This window comes from Flavonifractor sp. An10, from assembly GCF_002161215.1.
In the GTDB taxonomy this organism is placed as follows: Bacteria; Bacillota; Clostridia; order Oscillospirales; family Oscillospiraceae; genus Flavonifractor; species Flavonifractor avistercoris.
The window spans coordinates 123,807-149,452 of sequence record NZ_NFMB01000004.1; the positions used below are offsets into that span (position 1 = coordinate 123,807).

21 protein-coding genes and 1 pseudogene are annotated in these 25,646 nt (G+C 58.0%); 14 read left to right on the forward strand and 8 right to left on the reverse strand.

Going from position 1 to position 25,646, the window contains the following annotated elements; all coding sequences use genetic code 11:
* Positions 1-23 precede the first annotated feature (23 nt).
* Positions 24-275: a TIGR03905 family TSCPD domain-containing protein gene (locus B5E42_RS08140; protein ID WP_087238513.1), complete on the reverse strand. Its 252-nt coding sequence runs from the start codon at positions 273-275 to the stop codon at positions 24-26.
* 386 nt (positions 276-661) lie between these two features.
* Between B5E42_RS08140 and B5E42_RS20030 the strand changes: the two are divergent.
* Positions 662-859: pseudogene (locus B5E42_RS20030) on the forward strand (TetR-like C-terminal domain-containing protein); the annotation flags it as partial.
* Here B5E42_RS20030 and B5E42_RS08150 read toward each other — a convergent pair.
* Entirely contained in the window at positions 840-2,561 is a 1,722-nt protein-coding gene (locus tag B5E42_RS08150; protein ID WP_087238517.1) for a ferrous iron transporter B, read from the reverse strand. The pseudogene B5E42_RS20030 and the gene B5E42_RS08150 overlap by 20 nt on opposite strands.
* Positions 2,552-2,794, reverse strand: coding sequence for a FeoA family protein (locus B5E42_RS08155; RefSeq protein WP_087238519.1), 243 nt, complete (start codon positions 2,792-2,794; stop codon positions 2,552-2,554). The genes B5E42_RS08150 and B5E42_RS08155 overlap by 10 nt, the downstream gene beginning before the upstream one ends.
* Positions 2,795-2,896: 102 nt before the next feature.
* Here B5E42_RS08155 and B5E42_RS19960 point away from each other — a divergent pair, with 102 nt between their 5' ends.
* Together B5E42_RS19960 and B5E42_RS08165 are read left to right on the forward strand one after the other, a co-directional pair.
* Positions 2,897-3,556 (forward strand): NlpC/P60 family protein, encoded by a 660-nt coding sequence (locus tag B5E42_RS19960; RefSeq protein WP_087238521.1) that lies wholly within the window; start codon positions 2,897-2,899, stop codon positions 3,554-3,556.
* 256 nt (positions 3,557-3,812) lie between these two features.
* Positions 3,813-4,214, forward strand: coding sequence for a hypothetical protein (locus B5E42_RS08165; RefSeq protein WP_087238523.1), 402 nt, complete (start codon positions 3,813-3,815; stop codon positions 4,212-4,214).
* Between the two features lie 71 nt (positions 4,215-4,285).
* Here the strand turns inward: B5E42_RS08165 and B5E42_RS08170 are convergent, their stop codons facing one another.
* Both B5E42_RS08170 and B5E42_RS08175 read right to left on the reverse strand, forming a co-directional pair.
* The gene (locus B5E42_RS08170) at positions 4,286-8,203 is read right to left on the reverse strand and encodes an S-layer homology domain-containing protein (RefSeq protein ID WP_087238525.1); all 3,918 of its coding nucleotides are present in this window, start codon (positions 8,201-8,203) and stop codon (positions 4,286-4,288) included.
* Between the two features lie 65 nt (positions 8,204-8,268).
* Positions 8,269-8,970, reverse strand: a complete 702-nt coding sequence (locus B5E42_RS08175) for a dipicolinate synthase subunit A N-terminal domain-containing protein (RefSeq protein ID WP_087238527.1) — start codon at positions 8,968-8,970, stop codon at positions 8,269-8,271.
* A 125-nt stretch (positions 8,971-9,095) separates the two neighbouring features.
* On the opposite strand from B5E42_RS08175, the gene B5E42_RS08180 reads away from it, so the two are divergent.
* A complete protein-coding gene (locus tag B5E42_RS08180) occupies positions 9,096-9,482 on the forward strand; it encodes a hypothetical protein (protein ID WP_087238529.1) in 387 nt (128 codons plus the stop codon).
* Between the two features lie 80 nt (positions 9,483-9,562).
* Here the strand turns inward: B5E42_RS08180 and B5E42_RS08185 are convergent, their stop codons facing one another.
* Together B5E42_RS08185 and B5E42_RS08190 are read right to left on the reverse strand one after the other, a co-directional pair.
* Positions 9,563-13,384: an S-layer homology domain-containing protein gene (locus B5E42_RS08185; protein WP_087238530.1), complete on the reverse strand. Its 3,822-nt coding sequence runs from the start codon at positions 13,382-13,384 to the stop codon at positions 9,563-9,565.
* 560 nt (positions 13,385-13,944) lie between these two features.
* Positions 13,945-15,411 (reverse strand): recombinase family protein, encoded by a 1,467-nt coding sequence (locus B5E42_RS08190; RefSeq protein ID WP_087238532.1) that lies wholly within the window; start codon positions 15,409-15,411, stop codon positions 13,945-13,947.
* A 576-nt stretch (positions 15,412-15,987) separates the two neighbouring features.
* Here B5E42_RS08190 and B5E42_RS08195 point away from each other — a divergent pair.
* From B5E42_RS08195 to B5E42_RS08205, 3 genes are all read left to right on the forward strand, one after another.
* The gene (locus B5E42_RS08195) at positions 15,988-16,410 is read left to right on the forward strand and encodes a hypothetical protein (protein ID WP_087238533.1); all 423 of its coding nucleotides are present in this window, start codon (positions 15,988-15,990) and stop codon (positions 16,408-16,410) included.
* Between the two features lie 144 nt (positions 16,411-16,554).
* Positions 16,555-17,034, forward strand: coding sequence for a hypothetical protein (locus B5E42_RS08200; protein ID WP_087238535.1), 480 nt, complete (start codon positions 16,555-16,557; stop codon positions 17,032-17,034).
* A gap of 106 nt (positions 17,035-17,140) precedes the next feature.
* The gene (locus B5E42_RS08205; protein ID WP_087238537.1) at positions 17,141-18,730 is read left to right on the forward strand and encodes an S-layer homology domain-containing protein; all 1,590 of its coding nucleotides are present in this window, start codon (positions 17,141-17,143) and stop codon (positions 18,728-18,730) included.
* A 141-nt stretch (positions 18,731-18,871) separates the two neighbouring features.
* Here B5E42_RS08205 and B5E42_RS08210 read toward each other — a convergent pair whose 3' ends face one another.
* Entirely contained in the window at positions 18,872-19,135 is a 264-nt protein-coding gene (locus B5E42_RS08210) for a hypothetical protein (RefSeq protein WP_087238539.1), read from the reverse strand.
* 42 nt (positions 19,136-19,177) lie between these two features.
* Here B5E42_RS08210 and B5E42_RS18815 point away from each other — a divergent pair, with 42 nt between their 5' ends.
* The 7 genes from B5E42_RS18815 (at position 19,178) to B5E42_RS08235 (ending at position 25,630) form a co-directional block, all read left to right on the forward strand.
* Positions 19,178-19,423: a hypothetical protein gene (locus tag B5E42_RS18815; RefSeq protein WP_141242493.1), complete on the forward strand. Its 246-nt coding sequence runs from the start codon at positions 19,178-19,180 to the stop codon at positions 19,421-19,423.
* 548 nt (positions 19,424-19,971) lie between these two features.
* Positions 19,972-20,793 (forward strand): FtsK/SpoIIIE domain-containing protein, encoded by an 822-nt coding sequence (locus B5E42_RS19145; RefSeq protein WP_162613936.1) that lies wholly within the window; start codon positions 19,972-19,974, stop codon positions 20,791-20,793.
* A 41-nt stretch (positions 20,794-20,834) separates the two neighbouring features.
* The gene (locus B5E42_RS08220; protein ID WP_087238543.1) at positions 20,835-21,644 is read left to right on the forward strand and encodes a hypothetical protein; all 810 of its coding nucleotides are present in this window, start codon (positions 20,835-20,837) and stop codon (positions 21,642-21,644) included.
* A gap of 194 nt (positions 21,645-21,838) precedes the next feature.
* Positions 21,839-22,009: a hypothetical protein gene (locus tag B5E42_RS19320; protein WP_204244392.1), complete on the forward strand. Its 171-nt coding sequence runs from the start codon at positions 21,839-21,841 to the stop codon at positions 22,007-22,009.
* Positions 22,010-22,476: 467 nt separating this feature from the next.
* A complete protein-coding gene (locus tag B5E42_RS08225; RefSeq protein WP_087238545.1) occupies positions 22,477-23,376 on the forward strand; it encodes a DUF6017 domain-containing protein in 900 nt (299 codons plus the stop codon).
* Between the two features lie 5 nt (positions 23,377-23,381).
* On the forward strand, positions 23,382-23,864 hold the full coding sequence (locus B5E42_RS08230; RefSeq protein WP_087238547.1) for a PcfB family protein: 483 nt from the start codon (positions 23,382-23,384) through the stop codon (positions 23,862-23,864).
* Positions 23,861-25,630: a type IV secretory system conjugative DNA transfer family protein gene (locus B5E42_RS08235; protein WP_087238549.1), complete on the forward strand. Its 1,770-nt coding sequence runs from the start codon at positions 23,861-23,863 to the stop codon at positions 25,628-25,630. The genes B5E42_RS08230 and B5E42_RS08235 overlap by 4 nt, the downstream gene beginning before the upstream one ends.
* Positions 25,631-25,646: the final 16 nt, after the last annotated feature.

The window sequence follows — 25,646 nt, forward strand, 5'->3', positions numbered from 1 at the left end:
GGACGCGATGCGTCCCGGTGCTTTTACGCTTCCTTCTTATACTGCTTGAGGGCCTGGGCCAGCTGGTCGGGGCAGGAGGTGGGCTTGAAGCCGCACCGGATGCCGTCCAGGCGGCGGATGGCCTCGTCCACGTTCATGCCCTCCACCAGGCGGGAAATGCCCTGGAGGTTGCCGCTGCACCCGCCCAGCACCTGGAAGGAACGGATCACGCCGTCCTCAACCTCAATCTGCATCTGCTGGGAGCACACGCCCCTGGGGCGGTAATTGATGGTCATGTCGGTTTCGCTCCTTTTCTGGTTTCGGGGGATATCATAACATATCTTTTCCAGGATTGCAATTCCTCTGCACGATGTGGTATAATGTTCCCTAGCGGGTTTCTATGGAATCCCCGGAGGAGGTGAGGCGGATGGCCCCCAGCACCAAGCTGGCTCTGGCGAACGCCCTGAAGGCGCAGCTGCAAAAAAAGTTCCTGGACGACATCACGGTCAAGGAGCTGGTGGAGGCCTGCGAGATCAACCGCCAGACCTTCTACTACCATTTTCAGGACATCTACGACCTGCTGCGCTGGCTCCTGGAGCACGAGACGGGGGAGGCCCTGGGCGGGGCGGAGGACTGGCAGGCGGCCCTGCTGGACGCCTTCCGCTACATCCGGGACAACCACATGGTGATCTATCACATCTACCGCTCCGCCGGCCGGGACAACCTGCTGGACTGCCCCTTTTACAGCCTGGCCCGGGCCATTGCCTCCGCCAGCCTGGAGCGGGAGGCCCGGGAGCTCCGCCTGCCGGAGGCGGACGCCGACTTCCTCACCGACTTCTACATGTATGCCATCGCCGGGGTCATGATCGGCTGGTTCGCCGGCGACATGCGGGAGGAGCCGGAGGAGTTGGTGGGGCGGCTGTCCCGCCTGCTGGAGGGGGAGTTCCGCCGCTCGGCGGAGAAATTTGCCCCAGAGGAGACGGCTGTCTGACCGCACAAAGCACCAGGGCCCCCGGCCCGCCGTTCGGCGGGCCGGGGGCCTTTTTGCGCCCTCCGGCGCATATCCTGTGGGGGAAGGAGGCGGTTCCGTGGGGAAAAACAGACCCCGGCGGGTGGTCGTGGAGCCGGCGGCGCCGGAGGATCCGGCGGCCCGGCTGGAGGTGCTGGAGGCCCTGCTGGCGGGGGTCAATTTGCCCTTCGGCCGGAGGGGGGAAACGCCCGTTGCAGGGCACAAAGCTGTTGGTGAGAATGGCGATGAGCCGCTCCCGGGGGGAGTCGATGATGCGGCAGCCCACCACCCCGGCGGCGTTGCAGCCGAAGCCCATGGACATGGTCAGCGCCTGTTTGCCGCAGGCCCGGGCCTTCTGGAAGGCGTGATCCAGGACGAAGGCCACCCGGGGGAGGTAGCCCAGATCCTCCAGCAGGGTGAACAGGGGGAAGAAAATAGCCATGGGGGGCAGCATGACGGACACCACCCAGGCCAGCACCCGGTACACCCCGTCCACCAGGGCGCCGAGGAGCCAGGCGGGGGTGTTGAGCCAGGCTAACAGCTCTCCCAGCCGGTCTCCCGCCCAGAACAGGGCGGTGGAGAGAAGCCGGGAGGGCACATTGGCCCCCGCGATGGTGAGCCACAGCACCCCGGCCAGCAGCAGGAGCATCAGCGGCACGGCGGCAATGCGGCTGGTGAGCAGCCGCTCCGCCCGCCCCCGCAGCGCCCCGCCGGGGCCGTCACCACGCCGGCGGCCGCCTTCTCGGCGGCGGACACCAGGGCGGCGGCGCACGCCCCCAGCCTCCGGCTCCACCCCGCCCGGCGCAGCCCGTCCGGGCCTGTTCCACGGCCCGGGACAGGGCTCGTCCATGGGCTCCGGCAAAGCTGCGTCCCCCTCCAGCAGGCGCAGGGCCGCCTGCCGGGCGGGGAGCCGTCCCCCCAGCCGCCCCTCCAGCAGGGGCCGCAGGGAGGAGACGGCAAACTCCACCGCCGGCGGATAGCGCACCTCCATGGCCCGGGGCGGCTCCGGGGCGGAGACGGTCTCCTCCACCGCGTCCAGCAGCTCAGACAGGCCCTCCCCCCGCCCTGCCGAGGCACCCACCACGGGCACCCCCAGCCGGGCGGACAGGGCCTCCAGATCCACCCGGATGCCCCGGCGCTCCGCCTCGTCCAGCAGGTTGAGGCACACCACCGTCCGGGGCATCAGCCCGATCACCTGGAGGGCCAGGATCAGCCCCCGCTCCAGACAGGTGGCGTCGCACACCACCACGGCCCCGTCCGCCCCGCCGGAGCGGAGGAAGTCCCGGGCCACCACCTCCTCCGCCGAGCGGGCCAGCAGGGAGTAAGTACCGGGGAGATCCACCAGCACATAGCCCCGGCCGCCCCGCTCGCACCGGCCCTGGGCGGTGGTCACCGTCTTGCCCGGCCAGTTGCCCGTGTGCTGCCGCAGGCCGGTGAGGGCGTTGAACACGGTGGACTTGCCCACATTGGGGTTGCCCGCCAGGGCGATGAGCCGGTCGTCCGGCCGCTCCCGGCGGACGGCCCGGCCGATGTCCGCCGCCCCGGCGCCGGTGGCGGCTCTGGTCAGTCCCATGCCGGCCCCTCCCCCAGGCGGACGCCTCCGGCGTCCTTGCGCCGCAGGGCGATCACCGCCCCCCGGATCAGGTAGGCCGCCGGATCCCCGGCGGGGCTCACCGCCGCGCAGGTCACCCGGGTGCCCGGCACCAGGCCCAGCTCCAGCAGGCGGCGGCGCATGGCGGGCTCGGCCTCAATGTGGCTGACAAGGGCGCTCTCCCCCACACGGAGGGTATTCAACGAGGGATTCATAGGTCTCCGCTCTCCTTACATACATTAGGTTGCGGGGACGGAGCCCCGCAACCTATCCTATTGCCCGCCCGCGCCGTTGGTGCGGCGGAGAGGAGGCCTTCCATGCGTCCATACCGCCGGCGCCGTCCGGGCGGCTCCATCCGCCCCCATCTGGCCGTTGTGCTTCTGCTGCTTGGCGTCCTGATCCCGCTGCTGCTCCGGGAGCCGGCCCCACCGGCCCCCGCGCCCCTGCCGGAGGGGGAGGTGCTGGAGTCCGTCCGCGCCGCCCTGCCCGAGGATCTGGAGCCCCTGCGGCGGGCTTTTGTGGAGGGCGGGGCCGCCCTGGCCGGGCGGGTGGGCTACTTCTGGGGCGGCAAGTCCGACGCGGTGGGGTGGGACGCCCGCTGGGGCGTGCCTGCGGTGGTCACCGCCCCCGGCAGCGACACCACCGGGGAGAGCATCCCCTTCGGCCTGGACTGCTCCGGCTTTGTGTCCTGGTGCGCGGTCAACGCCGCCGGGGACGCCGCCGCCGGAGCGGTGATCGGCAGCGGCGTGCGGGATCAGTGGGCCCGGTGCACCCCCGTGGCGTGGGACGAGGCCCAGCCGGGGGATCTGCTGGTTTTCCCGGATCTCTCCCACGTGGGCATCGCGGCGGGCCGGGGAGCGGACGGGAAGCTGATGGTGCTCCACTGCTCCCGCAGCCTGGGCGGCGTGGTGTGCTCCCCCGACGCCCGGGCCGTGGGCTTTGCCGGTGCGGGCCGCCCGGCGTTCTTCGGGCCGTAGGGCGGGGGCCTGCCCCCGCCGCGTTTCCGGGGCACCCAAGGAACGAGAATGGCGGCACCCCCTCATCCGTCACGGCTGCACCGTGCCACCACGGGGTAAGGAAGGGTTCCTTTTATCGGACTGTCCCCCGGACAGTCCGACCCCCCACGGGGGAAGGCTTCGGACGGATGACACACGCCCCCGCGTGGGGCGCGATGTCCGCTTTTTGCTGTACCGAGAACATCCCTCCCGGCGTGACAGCCGGGAGGGATGCTTTATGGCAGCGTATACAAGCAACTATCAGCTGCACCAGTGGGTGCCGGAGGACGACTTCCTCCGCACGGATTTCAACGAGGACTTCGCCAAGATCGACGCGGCGCTGGGGGAGGCTGCCACAGAGAGCGACTTGGCAGTGATCCGAGGGAATCTGTTGGACAAGTGCAGGGCCTACTGCGGGACATTCCTGGGGGATGGCACAGCGTCCCGGGTGGTAAATATCGGTGTGCGGCCCTATGCGGTGATCGTGACCAGCTCGGTCAATATGTTCGCCACCATGATTGTGGGCTCCACGCCGCTGGGCCCGCTGTCCATCGTTGACAACGGGTTTCAGACCGGTACCGGCGGCAACATTCCCCAGAACGAATCGGGAAAGCGGTATTACTTCTGCTGTCTGCGGTAAAAGCAAGCCCCGCCCCCTGTAAAGGGGGCGGGGCTATCAACTAATCGGAGAATCAGATAATTCTCAACTAGTTAGGCGCTAGCACTCATGGAGAGCTGAGCGTCTGCAGTACCCAGAGTGAGGGTAAAGGTCCAAGTGCCAGTCTGGCCGCTCGTCGTGGCCACAGTGCCGGTAGATCCGTCAGGACCAACAATGCTATTGCCGGTGCCGGTTACACTCAGAGTCAGATTGCCATTTGCAGACCCAGTGGCGGTCTGCGTAACGGTAACCGTAATCTGATCACCGGTCTCGCCGCTCAGGCGGTCAGTACTGACGTGATAGGTACCGAAGGTGGTGAGTGCCTGATCATTGTTGTTCGGCAACAGGACGTTGACGGTCACAGGGGTATCATCCACGCCCACAACGATATCCGCAGCAGGCATAGTGAAGTTGAAGGTCTGACCAGCGGTGGTGGGAGTAAAGCTCTTGCTCTCAGTACCGTAGGTTACGGTTACAGTTCTGCCAACGTTGCAGGTCAGTTCAACCGTCTCACCAGCGGCATAGTAGTAATCGCCGCCAACCTGTACCATGTCGCTAGTCTCGTTGACGACAGCATGCATATTGCCATCGACCTTCCAGCCGTCCACGATCACAATGTCGGTTCGGCTACCCACGGCCACAGGAGCGTTCAGAGTATAGATGTACTCACCGGCGTTGGGGCTGCTGACACGGGCAGAGGCATCGGCGTAGGTGGTTACACCGCCAATGGTGCTGACAGACAGAACCACGGGGCTGTTCACGTCGATGGACTCACCCTGAGCCAGGAAGTAATCGCGGTTGTTGTAGGTGATGCGGCGGACATCCTCGATGAGGACATCATAGATGCTGCTGTAGCCGTCGGTCTCCTCGATGGTGACCTCATAGGCATACGGAGCAGAGCCGGAGCGGATGGAGACACGCTCAATATCCATGCCCTCCATCTCGTCGCCGATGAGCTTGCTGACGTCGCGGCTGCTCAGATCATCAAAGACGTACTTACGGATGGTGATCACGTTGCCGGTGACGTCGTACAGGTTGGGATCATACACGCCGGAGACGTGGCCGGGGGTGGTGTCCTCGTCCTTATCCCACACCCAGGCGGTGCGGATGTTCTCGCCGCGGTCGCCGCCGGTAACCACAACAGCGTTCTTGTCGTTGTAGGTGAAGGAACCAGCGGTAACCTCCTCGTCGGCGCGGGTCACATCGGTGACATCCCACACGTTGGTGCTGTCCACGATGGTCAGGTAGTTCTCATTGCCCCACTCCACGGTGTCGCGGCGGATCAGAACGCCGTCATTCACGCCGATGGGGGCCTTAGTGGAGACGTCGTAGGTGCCGTCAGCGTTCTCGGTGTAGGCATAGGCCTTCATGTAGGAGTCCTCGACGTCGAAGTCGTGGTTGCCGTCGTCGTCGATCTGGATCTCAGCGGCGGTGCCGTCCTCAAACACCACGTTCAGCCACAGCTCGTCGCCGCGGTAGTAGTTGGCGTCCAGAACCAGCATGTAGTCGTTGCTGTCATTGGTGGGCGCGGAGTTGAACAGAACCAGATCAGCCAGACGGGTGGCCTCCCAGCCGCCCTGGCCGTCCTTCTGGAGCACGGGGTAGACCTGCGCGGCCGCGCCAGCGTCCACGTCGCTCATCTTGTCCCAGCCGGTAGCCACGCCGTAGGTGTCGCTGTCCACATAGTAGAAGGCGACGGTGTCCTTGTCGATGGCATAGGCAACATTATCACCGCGGGCATTGGGGTTGTCAACGTTGTTGTTGTTCTTCACGGTCAGGTACAGGGTACCGTCGCCGGTGCGGTAGTTGCTGCGCACCTCGTACTGGAGGTTCTGGTTCATGCTGGCGGAGGCGTTGTTGACGATGTAGGCGATGTCAGTATCCTCGTCGTCCACGTCCTCCAGAGGATCGCTGTTGGCGGCCTCACCAGTGTAGCCGTTGTCATCCAGGGTGTTGAGGTTCATGATGTTCTCGATGGTCAGCTCGTCGCCGGCATCGTTCAGGCTGTACTCGATGACAGTGCCGATGGCGGCGCCGGTGTTCTGGCCGCCCAGCACGTCGCGGGTGCCCAGGTAATCCTCCAGGGCCTCGTCACGGACGGTGCTGGAGGTGCCCAGGTAGGCAAAGACCTTGCGGGACTCGCTCCAGTTGATGTCGAAGGTCTTCTCAGTGCCGTCGGCCATGAGGACCTTGACCTCGCCGGACTTGGTCAGGGCGTTCTGCGTCCAAGCGGACTCCAGAACCAGGGCGTAGTTGGTCACCTTCTCCTCGGCGGGGCGGATGGCGATCACGTAGCCGTTGGAGTCCAGGATGAAGTCGTACAGATCATCGAAGCCGGGCTCGTTCTTGGCGTTGGTGATGTCAAAGCGGGTGACATCCACGTCCACCAGGGAGGCGGCATCCATGATATAGGACTGGCGATACTCGTCCGCGTCGTCCACGGTGATGTAGAGCTCGTTGTCCTTGTCGCGGTCGACACGGGTCATGGTGCCGGTGACGATCTCGGGCAGGTACACATAGGTGCGGCCGCCGTACTCCACGTACAGGATCAGGTCGTCGGTGGCCAGATCCAGGGCGTCGGTGGTCACCACGCCGCCCAGGGACACGGACTCGGTGTACACCACGTCGGCCAGGTCACGGGTGGCGGTCACCAGGGTGTCGCTGGTGGCCAGGTCGCCGTCCTTGTCATAGGGGGTGTAGAAGGAGAGCTCCTCGTTGCGCTCGCTGTAGCGGCTGACCTCGGAGAGGGTCTCCACCAGGTACAGGACATAGTCGGCGGTGCCGTCGTCATCGTTGTCGATGACCTCCACCTCGATGCCGTTCAGGTCAAACTTGCCGTCGCGGGCATAGGTGGTGTGCTCGTTGATCAGATCGATGGCGGCGTTCTCGCTCTCCACCGCGCCATAGTTCACGTAGTACTCGGTGTCGTTGTCCGCAGTCACGCCGGTGCCCTTCAGGTAGTCGCTGGAGGTGTCCTCGTTGGACACGTTGGTCAGCACCACGTTCTGGTCATCGTTGGTGGCCACGCCGATGACGGTGGAGTTGGACAGGATGGTGGTCTTCTCCACGTACAGGGTCACGGCCTTGCCGATGTACTCCACGGGGGTGGACACGTTGAAGGGCACGATGCCGTCAACCACGATGCCCTCTTCCACGCGGGTGTTGGCGGTGGTGGAGTCGTACCAGACCACGTTCTCCAGGTTGGTGCGGCCCTCACGCAGGGAGGCGTCGGAGTTGGTTCCCTGCAGCTGCGCCCACTCGTTGCCCACAACCACGCCCTCGACGCGGATCACGCCGAACACGGAGGACAGGATGGTGCGGTGGTCGTCATAGGCGATGGCGTAGCCGTTGCGGTACTCCTGGATCAGCTCCACGTCCAGGGCGTTGTAGATGAGCAGAGCGGCGTCGTCGCGGCTCAGAGGCTCGCTCACGTCCTTGGTGAAGTTGCGGAAGATGCCCAGCTGCTGCGCCAGGGCGGCGGTGTTCAGCGCCCAGTCGGGGCCCACCAGGCCCTCGATCTCAGCGTTGTAGCCCAGGGCGGCCAGCAGCATCTTGGCGGCCTCAACGCCGGTCACGTTGGCATCGGGGTCGAAGGTGTTGTCGCCGCGGCCGGCGATGATGCCGCGGACATAGCAGTAGTTGATGTAGCCGCGGGCCCAGTTGGCGGTAATGTCGGTGAGGCCGCTGTTCACGTTCGTGTAGAGCGTGTCGCAGTCCTCGTTGTTGGTCAGGGCGACAGAGATCATCTTCGCCATCTGCGCGCGGTCCACGTCGCCAGTGGGATTGTAAGAGCCGTCGGGCTGGCCCTCAATAATGCCCAGCGTGGTGAGCATGGAAACCGCATCCTTGTTCACGATCTCTTCCCGGTCGGAGAAATCGTTGTAGCTCACAGCGCCGGCGCCGACGACCATCAGGCCAATGACCATAACGACGGCCAGCACCAGGCTGAGAGCCCGTTTGAGGTTTCTCATCTTGGATTTTCCTCCTTCTAAAATTTGAGGCCAGTTTTGCCACTTTCATCCAATTTGCACCCATTTTATCCCAATATCAGGTAAAATAGGGAAACTAGAGCCGTATGACGACCCTTGCACGGGATTAGAAGTGAGAAAATCCTGCGGTATGCGGGTGTTTTTAGCCTGATTTGCAGCTTGGAAGTTCCCGTGGTAGACATTTGGTAGACACGAGACGGCAAAAGAAAGGGCGCGCAGCGGGAAACCGCTGCGCGCCAATGAATTGCGGGATTAAATTGGTAGACATCTGGTAGACACGGACTCAAAACACAAGAAAAGGGGCCAGCCAGGCAGCTTTGGAGAAGCACAATGTGTCCTTTCGCCAATGCGGTGGGCACGGCGTTGGCCACGGCCAGCTCCTCCCGGGCGAAGTAGTCGCGGAGGGTGAGGCCAAGCGCCTCCGCCTGTGCCCTGGCGGACGCATCCACCCGGCCGGCGCATACCACCTGCCCGGGGCGCAGGGCAGAGAATACCTCTGCCAAAGGGAGAGACTGCCGGGACAGGGGGGTATTGAGCCGGCCGTCCCCGCCGGCCGCCGGCAGGGGCAGCACCACGCAGTCGGCCAGCTCTGCCTCCGCCAGACCTTTCTCCTGCCGAACGCCCTCCAGCGGGCCCAGCTCCTCCAGGGCGAAGGTATGTACCGTGTGGCCGTCGGCGGAGAGCAGCTCGGCCAGCTTGGCCTGCCGCATATCGCCCCCCACCACCCAGAAATTCAGTTCGTTGCGCATGGGTATCCTCCCTTCGAGTGGTCTGCCCCATCCTATGCGGCGGGCCCGGAGAGGTGCGGGAGCCGCCCCATGTTCCCCCGTACCGCGAACATCCCTCCCGCTTCCACGAGCGGGAGGGATGCTTTTTGGCAACTTATACAGAAAACTTTGGCCTGCACCAGTGGGTCCCGGAGGACGACTTTCTCAGGACGGATTTTAACCATGATTTTCAGAAGATCGACGAGGCCATCAGGGCTGTGGCAGACACGGCGGGGCTGGTGGCAGACAAGTGCGAGCCACTGACCGGCGTTTTCACTGGCGACGGAGAGCCGTTTCGGGACATTGAGCTGGGAGTAGCGCCCAGAGCGGTCTTTCTGGTTAACCGCTCTACGATGGACATCTACCTGGCGACAGAGATCTGCGCCATGGGCTCTTTGCTGACCACGGAAACCGGCTTCCGTACCGGTGTCAACGACCGCACGGACCAGCAGAACAAGCGCTCCGTTGGCTATCTCTATCTGGCCCTTGCCTGAAGGACGGCAAAAAGGCGCGCCCACAGTGCGGGCGCGCCTTTTTGCGCTAGGTCAGGGATAATGCTGCGTAACGCTGGAAATCAGGGAGCAACGTCAGTAACATTGGAGATGGTCAGCTCAGGCTTCACGCCGCTGTCACCCATGGTCCAGGTGAAGGTGGCCTCGAAGTCGAGGACGGTGTCGCCGTTCGTGCCGGTGAAGGTGATGGTGTCAGTGCCCACAGTAGTGGTGACGCCGGCGGGATCGTTGTTATCCTCATCCTCCACATGATAGAGCAGCTTGGCAGTCATAGTGCTGTCGGGACTACTGGACGCATTGTCGTCCATGGTAAAGGTGGCGGAGGTGCCGCTCAGATCGAAGCTGCCGTAGACCTTCACGGTGAGGGTGGCGCCGGGCTTGGCGAAGATGTAGTCCGGGCCGACGGGGACAGAGGTGCCGTCCTCCAGCTCAACCTTGATATCGGTAGCCGGATTGGTGAAGGCGGAAGCCTCCAGCACGAAACGATAGTAGCCGGTGGAAACGACGACGTCGTGGGCGGGCATTTTGACGAACTTGCCCCTGGTATAGTTTACACCGTTGTCGACAGTATAGTAGGTGTTAGCGGTACCGACCTGATCCGCAGCGGCGAGCGCGCCAGCCGGATGGTAGGACACCTTGCCGTCGGCGGTCAGCTTGTAGACCTGAATCAGATCCATGCTGGTAGCGGCGCCGCTCCCGGTGTAGTCAACCATGAGGAAGCGGGAGATGCCGTCGGGATCGGTGTAGCGGATGGCCATATCGGTCCAGGCGGTGACCTCAATGTCGGTGCAGCCGTCGTCCTTCATCTTGGCCAGCAGGGCGTTGAACATGTCGTCAGTGGTGAGCAGGGTGCCGTCCTCGATGTAGAAGGTCGCATCGTTGTAGCGGCCGGCATTGGCGCGGAACACCTGAATCTCGTCGCTCAGAGTGGGAGCGGGAGAGGTGCCGGGCTTGGCCCAGATCCAGGCGGTGCGGACGCTGTCGCCATCGTCGGGCACAAACACGGTGTAGACGCGGACGTTGGTGAAGGAGCCCAGAGCAGCGGTATCATCGGAACGCTCCACATCGGACACATCCCAGATGCTCACGCCGCTGGGCAGAGACCAATACTGGTGGGTGATGACATCGGTGGTACCGGTATCGAAGTCGATGGTATCCCGCTTCAGCAGGTAGGCGGAACCAGCCTTAGACTCGCCCATGTCGCCGATGGAGTAGTTGCCGTCGGCCTTCTCACTGTAGGTCCAGGCCTTCATGAAGTGGCTGTTGTTGTCGGGATCGAAGTCGCCCAGGTCGTCTTCGTCCACATTGACAGCGGACACAGTGCCATCCTCAAAGACCACAGTCAGTTCCCACAGATCCTTGGTCTTGGCGTTGGCGTCCAGCACCAGCATATAGTTGGCGGTAGTGGTCTGAGGCTCGGCCTCAAACAGGATGACCTCGGCCAGATCGGAAGCGCTGTAGGTGCGGTTGGCCTCCTTGGTCAGCACGGGGTAGACCTGCACGTCGGTGACGTTCTCAATAGTGCTCATGTTGTCCCAGCCAGTGGCCACGCCGTACTTCACGGTATCCTTACCGTTGACGCGCTCGGTCCAGTAGTAGAAGGCAACAGTGTTGCGGTCCACGGCGTAGGTCTTGGTGTTGCCATTGTAGGTGTAGCTGTCCGTGTCGTTGTAGTCCACAGTCAAGCGGCTGCTTCCGGTGGTATAGCCGTTGATCTCATACTGCAGGTTGCAGGAGTCAGTGTAGTTACCAGCCGTGGTATCCAGGTAGATCACCACACCATTGTCGGACACGCCGGCGGTGGAAGTAGTGTTGATGTCCTGGATCTCCAGGCCATTCTCACCGGCCACATTGCTGTAGCCGTCGGCATCCAGCTCCAGGCTGTTGCCCTGAAGAACACTTTTGATGGTAAGGATGTTGTCCTCAGTCAGGGAGTAGGTGATCACAGAGCCGGTGGCGCCGCCGGTACGGCCGCTACCGTCCATAACGTCGCGGGTACCCAGGTAGTACTCCAGCTTCGCAGAGTCGCTCATGCCATCCACGTCGTCGCCACGGATGTCAGTCACCTCAGCAAAGGCATCGTCGGACTTGTTCCAGTTCAGAGTGTAGGTATTCTCAGTGCCGTCGGCCTTGAGGATCTTTACCTGACCGGAGCGGTCCAGGGCGTTCTGAGTCCAGGCGGAGTCCAGAACCAGGGCGTAGTTGACCTCGACCTCCTCAGCAGGACGAACGGCCACCACAAATCCATTGGAGTCCAGGATGAAGTCGTACTCGGTGTCGAAGCCGGGAATGTCGCGGGCGTCATCAATGTCAAAGTGCTCCATGTCCACGTCCACCATGGAGGCGGCATCGGGGATGTAGGACTGATAGTAAGTCTCGTCGTTGACAGTGATGTAGAGCTGGTCGTCACGGTCACGGTCCACACGGGTCATGGTACCGGTGATGATCTCAGGCAGGGACACATAGGTCCGGCCGCCGTACTCCACGTACAGGATCAGGTCGTTGTCGGCCACATCATCGGCAAATACCACATCGTCGAAGTCGCGGGTGACGGGAGAAGCGGTCAGATCCAGACGGCCGTTGGTGCGGTCGGGCACATAGAAGGTGAGCTCCTCGTTGCGCTCGCTGTAGCGGTAGACCTGAGACAGAGTCTCAACTGTGTACAGCACATACTCGGCGGTGCCGTCATCGTTATTGTCGATGACCTCCACCTCAATGCCGTTCAGGCCAAACTTGGCATTGTTGGTACCATGGAACGCGTTAGCGTACTCGTTGATCATCTCAACAGCGGCCTCACCGTTCTCGCAGTAGCCGTAGTTGACGTAGTAATCAGTCTCGGTAGCGGAGACAGATACGCCGGTACCCTTCAGGTAATCCTTTGCGGTATCCTCGGTCTCTACGGTGGTGTTGATGACGTTCATCTCGTCATTTGTAGCCACGCCGATGACCTTGGAATTGGCAAGAATGGTGGTCTTCTCCACGTACATGGTCACGGCCTTGCCCATGTAGTCCACGGGAGTGCTCCAGTTGAAGGTGATGGGTTCATCCTCCTTCACGCCCTCCTCCACGCGGGTGTTGGAGGTGGTGGAGTCATACCACACCACGTTGGACAGGGTGGTCTTGCCCTCGCGCAGAGCCTGGTCGGAGTCGGTCTCCTCCAGGCGGGCCCACTCGTTGGCGGTGACAACGCCCTCGACGCGGATCACGCCGAACACGGAGGACAGGATGGTGCGGTGGTCGCTGTACACCAGGGCGTAGCCGTTCTGGTACTGCTGGATCATCTCAACGTCCAGGGCGTTGTAGATCAGCAGGGCGGCGTCGTCCCGGTTCAGGGGGGCGTTCACGTCCTTGGTGAAGTTGCGGAAGATGCCCAGCTGCTGCGCCAGGGCGGCGGTGTTCAGCGCCCAGTCGGGGCCAACCAGGCCCTCGATCTCAGCGTTGTAGCCCAGGGCGGCCAGCAGCATCTTGGCGGCCTCAACGCCGGTCACATTGGCGCTGGGGTCAAAGGTGTTGTCGCCGCGGCCGGCAATGATGCCGCGCACATAGCAGTAGTTGATGTAGCCGCGGGCCCAGTTGGCTGCGATGTCGGTGAGGCCGCTGTTGACATTCTGATACAGAGTGTCACAGTCCTCGTTGTTGGTGAGGGCGACAGAGATCATCTTCGCCATCTGCGCGCGGTCCACGTCGCCAGTGGGATTGTAAGAGCCGTCGGGCTGGCCCTCAATAATGCCCAGCGTGGTGAGCATGGAAACCGCATCCTTGTTCACGATCTCTTCCCGGTCGGAGAAATCGTTGTAGCTCACAGCGGAAGCGCCGACAACCATCATGCCGATGAGCATGGCAGCGGCCAGCACCAGGCTGAGAGCCCGTTTGAGGTTTCTCATCTTGGATTTTCCTCCTTCTAAAATTTGAAGCTTGGATTGCCATATTCCACCAATATCCGGTAAAATAGGGAAATCAGAGGCGTATGACGACCCTTACACGCGATTAGAAGTGAGGAAATCCTGCAGTATGCGGGTGTTTTTGGCTTGATTTGCAGCTTAAATGTTCCCATGGTAGACATATGGTAGACGCAAGACGGCAAAAGAAAGGGCGCGCAGCGGAAAGCCGCTGCGCGCCAATGGGTTGCGGGATTGAATTGGTAGACATCTGGTAGAATTCTTCTAAAAACTCTGAATGACAGAAGGCCAATTACATGAGGCTACCATGCAGGGGTGTTCCGCCTCATGTACGGAGATGCTTTTGTGTCAGGCGTGCATTTTGCCACAGTCAGAACCCTGGTGGTTGGGTGGGACAATCTTGTTTAACTGAGCATTTTCATCCCGAAGGGTGGAGCAGCTCTATGACCGCCGGAAGCCTAGACCCTCTGGCCGGCGGCGCATTTGCGCCGAGCATGTAAAATCTCCTGCGGTACCCATAAAAATAACCACACCTTTCGGTGTGGTTATTTTTTTGGTGCAGTAGCCGCACCTAAATCCGAACCCTCCACGTCCTGGAGCGAAACAGTCTTAGACCCGTCTTTGTAGTTGAATGTCAAGACGATTTTATCGTCATAGAGGTAAATCGCATTGATAAAGCTGTCGATCAGGCGTTGCCGCTCCGTGGGCTTGGACATATCCATCGAGCGGAAGCGGTGGAGCCAGAAAAGAAACTGCTCCCGGCTGATAATGGGCTTTTGCAACTCGGCCAGCGTCAGACTGGTTTCAAGCTGGGCCTTTGTTTCCTCCAACTGTTCCAGCCTCGCCTTTGTGGAGGGGGTCAAAATACCCTGCTGGATGGCGTTCAGCAGGTTTTCAATGCCCTGCGCCGTTTCCGCAAGCTGTTTTTTCAAAAGGGGAATGTCGGTGTTCTCCCGCCTCTGGAAGTCCACCAGCTTGTCCGCCAGCGCCTCCATGACGGTATCATCGTACACCATACGCATGGTTTCCCGGACAACAAGCTCCTCTATCCACTCTTTCTTCACAGATTTCTTGTCGCACCCTTTCCGCTTCTTGGCGGTGGCACACTTGTAATAGCGGTGGACAGTCCCCGAGTGGCTGGTGCCGCTCTCCCCAATCATGGAGGCCCCGCACTTGCCGCAAAAGAGCTTTGTCGTCAGCAAGTATTCCTCGTCCCTGGCCTTTTTCCGGGCCGGGGCTTTCTTATTCTTCGCCAGACGCTCCTGCACCCGGTCAAACAAGTCTTTGGGGACGATGGCGGGAATAGCGTCCTCTTTCACAATGTCCCGGTAGCGGTATTCCCCGATATAGCGGCGGTTGTGGAGAATGCGGGTCACAACGTCAATCCGCATAGGGCGGTTGACCTGTGAGCGCAAGCCCCTTTCGTTGAGGTAGTCCACCAACTGCTTGATGGTGGCCCCCTGGTCGTAGCGGGTGAATGCCTCCAGCACCAGCGGGGCGGTGATGGGGTCGATTTGGAAATGCTGTTCCCGGTCGATGGTGTAGCCCACGGGGAGGCCGCCGCCGTTGTACCGGGTCTTTAGGGCGTTGTCGGTGAGGCCCCGGATCACTTTCTCGGACAGCTCGGCGGAGTAAAACTCGGCGTAGCCCTCCAGCAGACTTTCCAGCAAAATGCCCGTGCTGTCCTCGGCTATGGCCCCCTTTGCGGAAACGACCTTGACCCCGTTCTTGCGGAGGATGGCCTTATAGTGGGCGCTGTCGTAGCGGTTGCGGGCGAACCTGTCCAGCTTCCAGACGATTACCACGTCAAAAAGCTGTTTGTGGCTGTCCTTAATCATGCGCTGGAACTCCGGGCGGTGGTCTGTCTTGGCGGACAAGGCCCGGTCTATGTAGTGGGAGAAAATTGTAATGCCGTTGCGCTCTGCGTACTCCATGCACTCCCGGAGCTGGCCCTCTATGCTCTCCTCTCGCTGGTTGTCGGAGGAGTAACGGGCATAAATCACGCCTTTCATGTGGTCACGACCTTTCTTTATTCGTGGGCGGCTGTCGCCGCCGCTCGGTGGGGCGGTTCCCTTGAGTACATGACATTCAAAAAAATTCCTCTGTCAAGGGCTGATACCACATCAGTTCACTTCACCCTTGACAGAGGAATTTTTTTGAATATACTCCGCAAGGGGAACCGTCCTCCCGTCCGCTTCTCCCGCAATTATCATTTCTCCGGCAAATACTTATTTGCCAAAAACAGGCTTGCTTGCCGTGGGAAAATGTGCTATTCTTGTTCCATCGAGATAAATAGAGGCAGGACGTGGAGAGTTCGCACCTCCCCACGTCCCTATGCAGGAGAAGCGTCCTCCCACACAGCAGAGTTTCTGCGCCACACCCATTATGCCGATAACAACCCGGCATTTCAAGGGCGTGTTTTTGGTGAAATAGGTCTGTGGCGTTCCTCGGCGGTGTAGGGTAGTCATATCCTGCACCGCTTTTATTTATCTCGACGGGAAGCCCAAAGGGGGCCGGGAGCAATCCCGCCCCCAGCGGGCGGCACCGTTGAGAGAAAAGGCCCCACGGCCACACAGGAGGAGAACACAGTGAAAAAGGCGCTTATATTTGCCCTGTCTTTTGCATTGGCCTGTACACTGGCCGCTTGCGGCGATACAGGCAGCCAGACAGGAGGCACCAGTACAGACCCAGCAGACACCAGCACCACGGAAAACGCCCCGGAGCCAGCAGACACCACCCCAAGCCAGGGTGAGGACGGCAACGGGACAGAGAAAGTCATAACCATAGATGATGAAGATGGAACCATCTACGGCACCATTACCCTGTCCAGCTGGATAGACACCGGGAATGATGAATTTACCTTTGCGGATGGGGGAACTAAAAATTGGGTGTATTGGGACGTGGGGCTTGGAGGCACCTGTACCGTTGAACCCTCTGAACTGATAGGCTATACCTATATCCATTTGGTGGGCTACGAGCAGGAGAACGGGGTGTACTTTTTGACTGAGTAGGAAGGTTCCCCATACCACAGGCTCTTTGCAGACGGAGAAATTCATAATATCGCATTTGGCGACCAGGGCGGGGAATATCCGACCGCCAGCTATGGACACCCGGCTTATTTCACGCTTGGCCCTAATGATGGAGGCGAGCCGAATGTGGAGGGTGATCTGGACGATTTCACCTTGAAAGCTGACGGCACCATGTATCTGCTTGAGATCGAATTTTACGGGGAAGATGGTGAATATCTGTACAGTTGTCCCTCTCCGTTCTTTGTACAGGGAGGCAACGAAGAAGAACCACAAAGCGAGGGCAACACAATCGAGATAGAGGGTATCTCTTTTACCTATCCCGAGGGAATAGAAGCCACAAAACTGAATGAAAGTACGACCGAGCTTTCTTCAGGAGTTGCCCGGCTTGAAATTTCGGTGACACCACAGGAATATACAGGCGGCTTTTATGATGGAATTGTTGAGCATGGGACAAGGGAAACCAGCTCTGGCGGCGACCTCTACTACTATCAGGCGGATGAATACGGCTGGACAATCGCCACAGACAGCGGTGTGCTGATTGATATGACCGGGGACAGTGATTGGCGGTCAATCGCCGGTGCGGTAGAGTGGAGCGTTATCCAGTAAAGCCATATTGTTGTAGAGTGACAGAAAAAGGAGCTGAAGAACAAAAAGAAACATCAAAGTAAAAAGTGTTGCTCTCTAAAAATTATATCTTTGGGAGGGAAAAAGGATGAAAGGGAAACTTCTAAAGGCAATCTCCGTATTGCTCCTATTGGCAACCTTCTTGGCGACACCACCAGTGGCGTATGCCGACAGCACACAGGATTTCAGGAACAGCGAAACCTATCTGCGCACTTCATACAATAATGATAACTATGTAGAGTTGTCTATTTCCGGGAACTCGCTGACCGTCAGGGGGAAGCTCCAACTGGATGGCTTAACGGGGATTATGGTCAGATGCGGGGAACAAGGCCGCAAATATATTGATGCGGCCAGCGGGCAAGAGTTCTCCGTTCGCGTCGCTTTGTCCCATAGTGGGTCACTACCGATTAGTATATATACCCAAAAGAGCGGAGAAAGCTCATACTGGAGTTACGTTTGGGATAAAATATTTATTGAAAAGACAAGCGGAGGATACCGCATTATGCCCTCCCTTGTACTCGACCAAAACCTCTCCTTTGTCCAGGCCTATGTTGACCCAGACAATTTCCGAGACAGCAGCAAAGTCCCGGATTCCGTCAAATCCCTGTCAAACCAGATCGTCGGTGGAGAAACAGACGACTATGCTAAGATTTTTCTGCTCCACAAATGGGTAGCAGAGAACATTTACTATGACTACGATGCTTATCGCAGCGGCAAGAGCACTTTTTATGATTCGGCAGATATTCTCGTTAACAAACGTTCTGTGTGTGAAGGCTATGCCAATTTGCTCAGGGATCTTATCCTTGCGCAAGGGATTCCTTGTATGAAAGCAACGACCTACTCGTTAGGCGTTAGTACGAATGGCGGCTCTTTTTCCGTGAGAGCGGATGAAATTAACGCAGCTCGCTCCAATCACGCCCATGTCGAAGCGTGGGTTGACGGGCGCTGGGTCATCATGGATGCCACATGGGATTCCAATAACAAGTACGAGGACGGAAACTACAATACAGATCTGCCAAACGGATTTTACTATTTTGATATTACGCCGGAAGCTTTGGCTTTCGACCATAAGTACATCACCCGTGCCAATGGGCAACTAAAAATGCAAAATGGGACAGTCACCGGCGCGGATACCCCCACCGTACCCACCGAGCCGTCTGGCCGAGTTTTCTCCGATGTTCCCGCCGAAGCTTACTATGCCTCCCCTGTGGAGTGGGCTGTGGAGCAGGGAATAACCAGCGGCACCAGCGCAACCACGTTTTCTCCCGACAGCACTTGCACCACAGCACAGATTTTGACGTTCCTGTGGAGGGCGAAAGGTTCTCCCGAACCGGCCAGCGCCGCAAGCACCTTTACCGACATTCAGGAGAGCGACTATTTCTATAAGGCCGCACTTTGGGCCAAAGAAAACGGTTTGGTGACGGGAACAACTTTCAATGGCGATACCCCCTGCACCCGGTATGCCACTGTGACCTATCTGTGGAAGCTGGCGGGTCAGCCGGAGCCGGAGGGGGACAATCCCTTTACCGATGTTCCCAGCGAGGTACAGCCGGTCGTGTGGGCTATGGAGCAGGATATTACCGCCGGTACAAGCGCAACGACATTCTCACCCTCTGCAACCTGTACACGAGGCCAGATCGTGACGTTCCTCTATCGGGCCTATGCTGATAAATACTGAAAGATTGATTTCATGCTACATCTAAAAGGAACACAAAGTTTGCGGAAAATTACACAAGAAAGACGGTCAGGCTTGCTCCCTGGCCGTCTTTCTTCATGTAGGGAAAGCCCTTGCAGTAAGAAGCTACAAGGGCCTATTTATTTACGTTTGGAACTTCTGGCGCTGGATTATTTCCATCACTTCTGGTGTCATAAGAGATATATCAATAAACGCATATTGCCTTGTTTGTTCCTCTCTGTTTTCGTCTAACAACACATCTTTGAATTTCTGTATTTTCTCGTTTCTCCACTCCGCTTTAATAAATTCAGAAACATTTGCGTTCTCAGCCTCGTAAATTCCGTTTAAATAGGAGTTAAAAGATTCACTAATAGATATGGCGAAAAACAATGAGTCTATTTTGAGCACTCCGAACTTCCAGTCATCGAATATCGCCGCTGAACCAGATATATGAACGGAAAACCAACAGAATTTCAAGAGAGTGTGTATACTGTACTATACAATTACGATAAGATAGAAGTTGCCATTCAGGATGATGGCAAAGTGGTGACACAAGAACAAGTCAAAGCAGCGGCGGACGCCGGTACACCTATCCAGATGGTTTTTCAAGCCCTGGAATTCACCATTAAGGGAAAGAGCCAGTGGGAGGTACAGGCCAACGCATGTGCGAATAAGGCCCAAATTGTTAAGGGATAAGCCACCGGGGCGGCGAATCTCGCCGCCCCCCATCAAACCCCAATGACAGGAGGTTGATACTGATGCGGTTTTACTTCGAGGTCTTGCGCGGTTCCCTTGTTAATGCAATATGCAAGCCGCACCTTGGCCGGCGTGCAAGTGTTTTCATGGCCGTTATAGCGGCGCTGTTCGTCCTGTCCGCCTGTTTGGGAAACGGCCTCCTGCGCTGGGTGTGGTGCCCCCTGCCCGTCCTATATGTCGTACTCCACTATGGGGAACCGTTGCGGCGGCGGAGACTGGCTCATTTCTTTTCCCGGCTAAGGTTCTGGGGATATGATGGGAGGCTCCCCGTCTATTGGGGGCAAGACATTGTTAACAAGTATCTTGTGCTTGTCCGTTTTCGTTCCACAGTCCCCCCGACCCAATGGGAGAAGTTAAAGGGCGATTTCGAGATTTTTTATAAAATGCCACTATACAAAATGGAGCAATCCAGAAAGGATAAAAGAGTAATGAGCGTATCTTTTATCAAGGAAGAACTCCCCCACTATATCGAGTGGAGGGATAATCTAATGGAAGCTAGCGCGCGGTTCGCCATCGGGGAGAGCTACACCGGGAAAGTGGTGTGGGACGCTTCCGCCATGCCCCATGGTCTGATCGGCGGCTCCACCGGGAGCGGCAAGACGGGCCTCCTCCGCTGTATTATCCATCAGGCCATCAAGAAGCATTGGAATATAAGCGTGCTTGACTTCAAGGGGGGCGGGGATTATACCACCGTAGAGCGGCAATACCAGGATTTAGCAAAGGACTACGGCCCGTTTATCATCAGCGAAGCGGAGGAAGCCCGTCAACTGCTCATGGGGCTGACAATCGAGGTCAAAGGCCGGCTTGCGGCGTTCAAGGAGGCCGGGGTCAGCAATATCGAGGAGTACAACGCCCGGGGCCGGGAGCGGTTTGTCCCCTGGCTGTTGGTAGTGGACGAGGCGGCGGAATTGCTGGACGTGAAACCGAAAGACAAAGCCGAGAAAGAAATGTATTCCGAGATAGACCACTACCTCCGTACACTGGCCCGCCTGTCCCGAGCGGCGGGGGTGCATATCCTTATGGGCTTTATCCGCCCATCTGCTGACGTGCTTGACGGGCAAATCAAGAATAATCTCCTGTGGCGTGTGTGCGGCTACTTTTCAGATCCAGCGGCCTCCCGTATCGTGCTGGACAGTGAGAGGGCCACGGAACTGCCGCCCGAGGTCAAGGGACGGTTCATCGTGGGCGAGGAGGAAACACAGGCATATTATTTTCCCGTACCCCCTATTGCTGTGGAGGCCGAGGACGGCGGCGAAGCGGAGCGGGAGCCGTCCGCCCCGGCGTCCCCTGCGGAGCAGGGGACTACTTGACTAAATAACATATATCGATACCTGGGGGGAGGTGGTGCCTATTGAATGGACTGTATGTGAGCGGAAGCGATGTCTATCAGCGGGATATAGCGACATTGAAGCAATACCGGGAGGACTACTATCGGATAACGCTCCATAAGCAGATACGCCGTGCGGGATATGAGGCGATAGACGGAGATGGGACGAAAGGGAAAAAGAACACGGCGGGGAATGAGCGAAAATTAGCTGAAAGCCTTTCCCGGACGAAATCAACAATATTTGAATTGGCGCTCTGCAATCCTTGGGAGTGGTTTGTAACTCTAACACTCAATCCAGAATACCACGACAGGGGAAATTTGAAAGTCTATCAAAAGAAACTATCTGAATTTCTAAAGAACTATAATAGGCTGAACAAGACAGCGATAAGGTACTTATTGATACCGGAACTACATAACGACAAAATATCATGGCATATGCACGGGCTAATGATGGGCCTGCCAGAAGAGCATTTGGAAGCGTTCAGCGAAAAAGAGAGATTGCCACTACAAATACTAATTGAACTAAAACGGGGAAATCAAATATATCACTGGCCTGCCTACGAAAAGGCATTTGGCTACATCACAATATCGAAAATAAGAAGCGGCGAAGCCGTGTCAAAATATATAACAAAATACATCACAAAAGAATTGAACGAAACAAGGATAGACCTGAACGACCATTTATATTATTGCTCAAAGGGATTGAAGCGGGCGGAGAAGTTATATCAAGGGCCGCTGACAAGAGAGATAGAAGCAGATTACAGCAATGAGTATGTGCAGATCAAGACAATACGAACATTAGAAGAAGCCTTGACATATTTCACCGACGAGTAAAAAGGGCAAGCTAAGATAAGCCACCTTGGAATAACGGCCCACAGGCCGCACCTTAGAAAAAAGGAGGAGGCACAGGAAAGAAACAGTGAGGAAGAAACGTAGAAGTTAAAGTGTAGGCCCCTATATTTATATAACGCCCACGCATGGGCGCACCGCTGAAAAAGGAAATCATATAGGGAACTGTGCGGCGATGTATGGGAGCGCACAAGTGCTGGATACCCGACCACGAGCTGGAGGCCCTGGCCCGGAGCTTGTTCCCGGAGATACAAGCATATTTCGAGAGCGAGGAGGGCAAGCGGGAGTTTGCGGCGTGGCAGGAGGAGCAACAAGCCATAAAGCGCAAGGCCACGGCAACAGAGCAATAAAAGAAATGCGGACACACCAGAAAAGGTGCGTCCGCATTTTCGTTAAACCGCCTTTTTCTTCCTTGGGCCTCTCGGCTTGGAGGTGGGCCTGCGCCGTACCCCGTTGCGGAAGTATATGGCCTCGTAGCGGTCAAAGAAAACAACAAACCCGAACCCCTCGCCAATCAGCGTTAGGTTCGGATTTGTTGCGTTTGGTACGAATGGCGATACAGAACTTTTCAAAAAATCCCGTAATATCAACAGTTTCCGGGCTTGCCGGATAGCAAATAACTTGTATTAGACCCCCTTTTTCTATCCCCAAAATCCAGTGTGTGTTTTAGGGTGGGAAATCCCCTGTTTTTTCGCCTTTGGGCGGCGCAAGCGAGGCCACCTATATCCTTTCCCTCATGGGAGGCCGGGCGGCGATATGGGGGCGCAAACCCGCCGAAACGAACACTTTTCAAAATCAACGGAAGGAGGTATCCAACATGGCGGTATTCCGCATTGAGAAAACCCGCGATTACACGGTGATGTCCAACCATCACCTGCGGGACAAGTCGCTCTCGTTGAAAGCGAAGGGCCTTCTCTCCCTCATGCTCTCCCTGCCGGAGGAGTGGGACTATACCACCAAGGGGCTGGCCCGGATCTGCAAGGATGGCGTTGACAGTATCTGCGCCGGGGTGCGGGAGCTGGAGGAACACGGCTATGTGATCCGCCAGCGGGTCCGCAACCCCAACGGCCAGCTCGGCGCCATCGAGTACACCATCCTGGAGCAGCCCAGACCGCCGGAACCAAAACCGCAAAAACCTGAACGGGAAAATCCAGTCTTGGATAATCCTGAACAGGCTTCCCCTGTCTTGGAAGAACCTGAACAGGGAAACCCCGCACAATTAAATACTAATAGATCAAGTAAAGAAAAATCAAAAAAAGATCTATCAAGTACGGAAGGATCAAATCCTATCCTATCAAGCCCCCAAACCCCCAGGGGCTCGGATAGGGCCGGACGGGATTGGATGCGGGAGCGAGAGAGCTATCGGGAATTGATTTTGGAGAACATCGAGTATGACATCCTCGTACAGAATGAGCGCCTGGACCGTGACCGTCTGGATGAACTGGTGGAGCTCATGGTGGACACGGTCTGCTCCCACCGAGAGATGATCCGCATTGCCGGAGACGACTATCCGGCGGAGGTGGTCAAATCCCGGTTCCTGAAACTGAACAGTTCCCATATCGAGTATGTGCTGGACCGTATGCGGGAGAACACCACCTATGTCCGGAACATCAAGAAATATCTGCTGGCTGCCCTGTATAACGCTCCGGCCACTATTGACAGCTACTACACTTCCCTGGTGAGCCACGATATGTACGGCAGCGGAGAACGGAGGTGATGTGAGTGCAGGAAGAAATCACGCAGCGGACGGTATCCCTCTCGGTGGAGGCCGGCAAGATGACGGCGGACCTGCTCCAAAAGGCCGTGAAAAAGGTGCTGGAGGAGATGCAGAAGAAGCCCTCCCAGCGCACCCTCCACCAGGGAAAGCAGACCCTGCACCAGCTCAAACAGCATGGGGCCTCCCTGACCAACATCGAGATCACCGAACAGAACATCAAGGCGTTTTCCGTGGTGGCGAAAAAGTATGACATCGACTATGCCCTGAAGAAGGACCCCACCACGGCCCCCCCGCATTACTATGTGTTTTTCAAGGCGAAGGATAAGGACCAGCTCCAGCCGGCCTTCAAGGAGTTCACCGCCATGACCCTGGATCGGGAGAAGCGCCCCACCATCCGGGAGCGGCTGGCCCAGGCTCAGGAACAGTCCAAGACCAAACACTGGGAACGGGAGAAGGTCAAGACCAAGGACCGGGAGGTGGCACGATGACCGATAAGCTGAAAAAGCAGCTCATCCTCAACCTTCCGTATCTCGTCTTTGTGTATCTCTTTGACAAGCTCTGCCAGGGCGTGCGGCTGGCTCCTGGGGTTGACGCCTCGGAGAAGCTGCTCCATATCGGGCAGGGCTTTTCAACGGCCTTCACAAGTCTGGCGCCCAGTTTCCATCTGCTGGACCTGTGCGCGGGTGCCGCCGGCGCGGTGCTGATCCGGCTGGCGGTCTACTCCAAGGGCAAAAACGCCAAGAAATACCGCCGCGGCATCGAGTACGGGAGTGCCCGTTGGGGCACACCGGCCGATATCGCTCCCTATGTGGATAAGGACTTCTCCCAAAATGTTCTCCTCACCCAAACGGAGCGGATCACCATGTCAAGCCGCCCAAAGGAGCCCAAGTACGCCCGGAACAAAAATATCCTGGTCATCGGCGGTTCCGGTAGCGGCAAGACGCGGTTCTTCGTTAAGCCCAACCTGCTCCAATGCCATTCCTCGTATGTGGTCACGGACCCGAAGGGCACCATCTTACAGGAGGTTGGCGCTCTGCTGGAGCGCAGGCAATACCGCATCAAAAGCCTGAACCTCATCAATTTCAAAAAATCCATGAAATACAATCCCCTTGCGTATATCCGTAGCGAAAAGGACATTTTGAAACTGGTGAACGCCCTCATTCTCAACACCAAGGGAGAGGGCGAAAAGAGTTCCGAAGATTTTTGGGTCAAGGCCGAGCGGTTATACTATTCTGCCCTCATCGGCTACATCTGGTATGAGGCGGAGCCGGAGGAGCGCAACTTCATCACCCTGCTGGACCTTATCAACGCATCGGAGGCCAGAGAGGATGACGAGGAGTTTCAGTCCCCGGTGGATCTGCTGTTTGCCAAGCTGGAGAAGGAGCACCCGGACCACTTCGCCGTGAAGCAGTACCGCAAATTTAAGATGGCGGCGGGCAAAACTCTGAAATCCATCCTGATTAGCTGCGGCGCCCGCCTCTCACCCTTTGACATCCAAGAGCTGCGGGACCTCATGGCGGAGGACGAGCTGGAGCTGGACACCCTGGGCGACCGGAAATCGGCGCTGTTCGTGATTTTGTCAGATACGGACAGCACCTTCAATTTTGTGGCGGCGCTCATGTACTCCCAGCTTTTCAACCTTCTGTGCGACAAGGCGGACGACTTCTACGGCGGCCGCCTGCCGGTCCATGTGCGGTGCCTCCTGGACGAGTTCGCCAACATCGGGCAGATACCAAACTTTGACAAGCTGATCGCCACCATCCGGAGCCGGGAAATCTCGGCTTCTATTATTTTGCAGTCCCAAAGCCAGTTAAAGACCATCTACAAGGACGCCGCGGATACCATTGTTGGCAACTGCGACAGCACCTTGTTTTTGGGAGGCAAGGAGAAATCCACCCTGAAAGAAATCTCGGAGCTGCTGGGCAAGGAGACCATCGACAGCTTCAATCAATCCGAGAACCGGGGCAGCCAGGTCTCCCACGGCCTCAACTATCAGAAATTGGGAAAGGAGTTGATGACACAAGACGAATTGGCAGTAATGGACGGAGGCAAGTGTATCTTCATGCTGCGGGGCGTGCGCCCGTTTCTCTCGGACAAGTACGACCTGACCAAGCATCCAAATTACAAATACACCGCCGACGCCGACAAGAAGTACCTCTTTGATATGGAACGGTACATGAAACGCAAACCGGCTGTTGTAAAGCCGGATGAGCCTTTCGAGATGTACGAATTGACAGCAGCGGACCTTCAATAACAATTCTACAACGAAG

Bases quoted from the DNA above. Each gene is read 5' to 3' on its own strand.
- B5E42_RS08140 (WP_087238513.1), bottom strand. From the start codon at position 275: ATGACCATCAATTACCGCCCCAGGGGCGTGTGCTCCCAGCAGATGCAG.
- B5E42_RS08150 (WP_087238517.1), bottom strand. From the start codon at position 2,561: ATGGGACTGACCAGAGCCGCCACCGGCGCCGGGGCGGCGGACATCGGC.
- B5E42_RS08155 (WP_087238519.1), bottom strand. From the start codon at position 2,794: ATGAATCCCTCGTTGAATACCCTCCGTGTGGGGGAGAGCGCCCTTGTC.
- B5E42_RS19960 (WP_087238521.1), top strand. From the start codon at position 2,897: ATGCGTCCATACCGCCGGCGCCGTCCGGGCGGCTCCATCCGCCCCCAT.
- B5E42_RS08165 (WP_087238523.1), top strand. From the start codon at position 3,813: ATGGCAGCGTATACAAGCAACTATCAGCTGCACCAGTGGGTGCCGGAG.
- B5E42_RS08170 (WP_087238525.1), bottom strand. From the start codon at position 8,203: ATGAGAAACCTCAAACGGGCTCTCAGCCTGGTGCTGGCCGTCGTTATG.
- B5E42_RS08175 (WP_087238527.1), bottom strand. From the start codon at position 8,970: ATGCGCAACGAACTGAATTTCTGGGTGGTGGGGGGCGATATGCGGCAG.
- B5E42_RS08185 (WP_087238530.1), bottom strand. From the start codon at position 13,384: ATGAGAAACCTCAAACGGGCTCTCAGCCTGGTGCTGGCCGCTGCCATG.
- B5E42_RS08190 (WP_087238532.1), bottom strand. From the start codon at position 15,411: ATGAAAGGCGTGATTTATGCCCGTTACTCCTCCGACAACCAGCGAGAG.
- B5E42_RS08205 (WP_087238537.1), top strand. From the start codon at position 17,141: ATGAAAGGGAAACTTCTAAAGGCAATCTCCGTATTGCTCCTATTGGCA.
- B5E42_RS18815 (WP_141242493.1), top strand. From the start codon at position 19,178: ATGAACGGAAAACCAACAGAATTTCAAGAGAGTGTGTATACTGTACTA.
- B5E42_RS19145 (WP_162613936.1), top strand. From the start codon at position 19,972: ATGGAAGCTAGCGCGCGGTTCGCCATCGGGGAGAGCTACACCGGGAAA.
- B5E42_RS19320 (WP_204244392.1), top strand. From the start codon at position 21,839: ATGGGAGCGCACAAGTGCTGGATACCCGACCACGAGCTGGAGGCCCTG.
- B5E42_RS08225 (WP_087238545.1), top strand. From the start codon at position 22,477: ATGGCGGTATTCCGCATTGAGAAAACCCGCGATTACACGGTGATGTCC.
- B5E42_RS08235 (WP_087238549.1), top strand. From the start codon at position 23,861: ATGACCGATAAGCTGAAAAAGCAGCTCATCCTCAACCTTCCGTATCTC.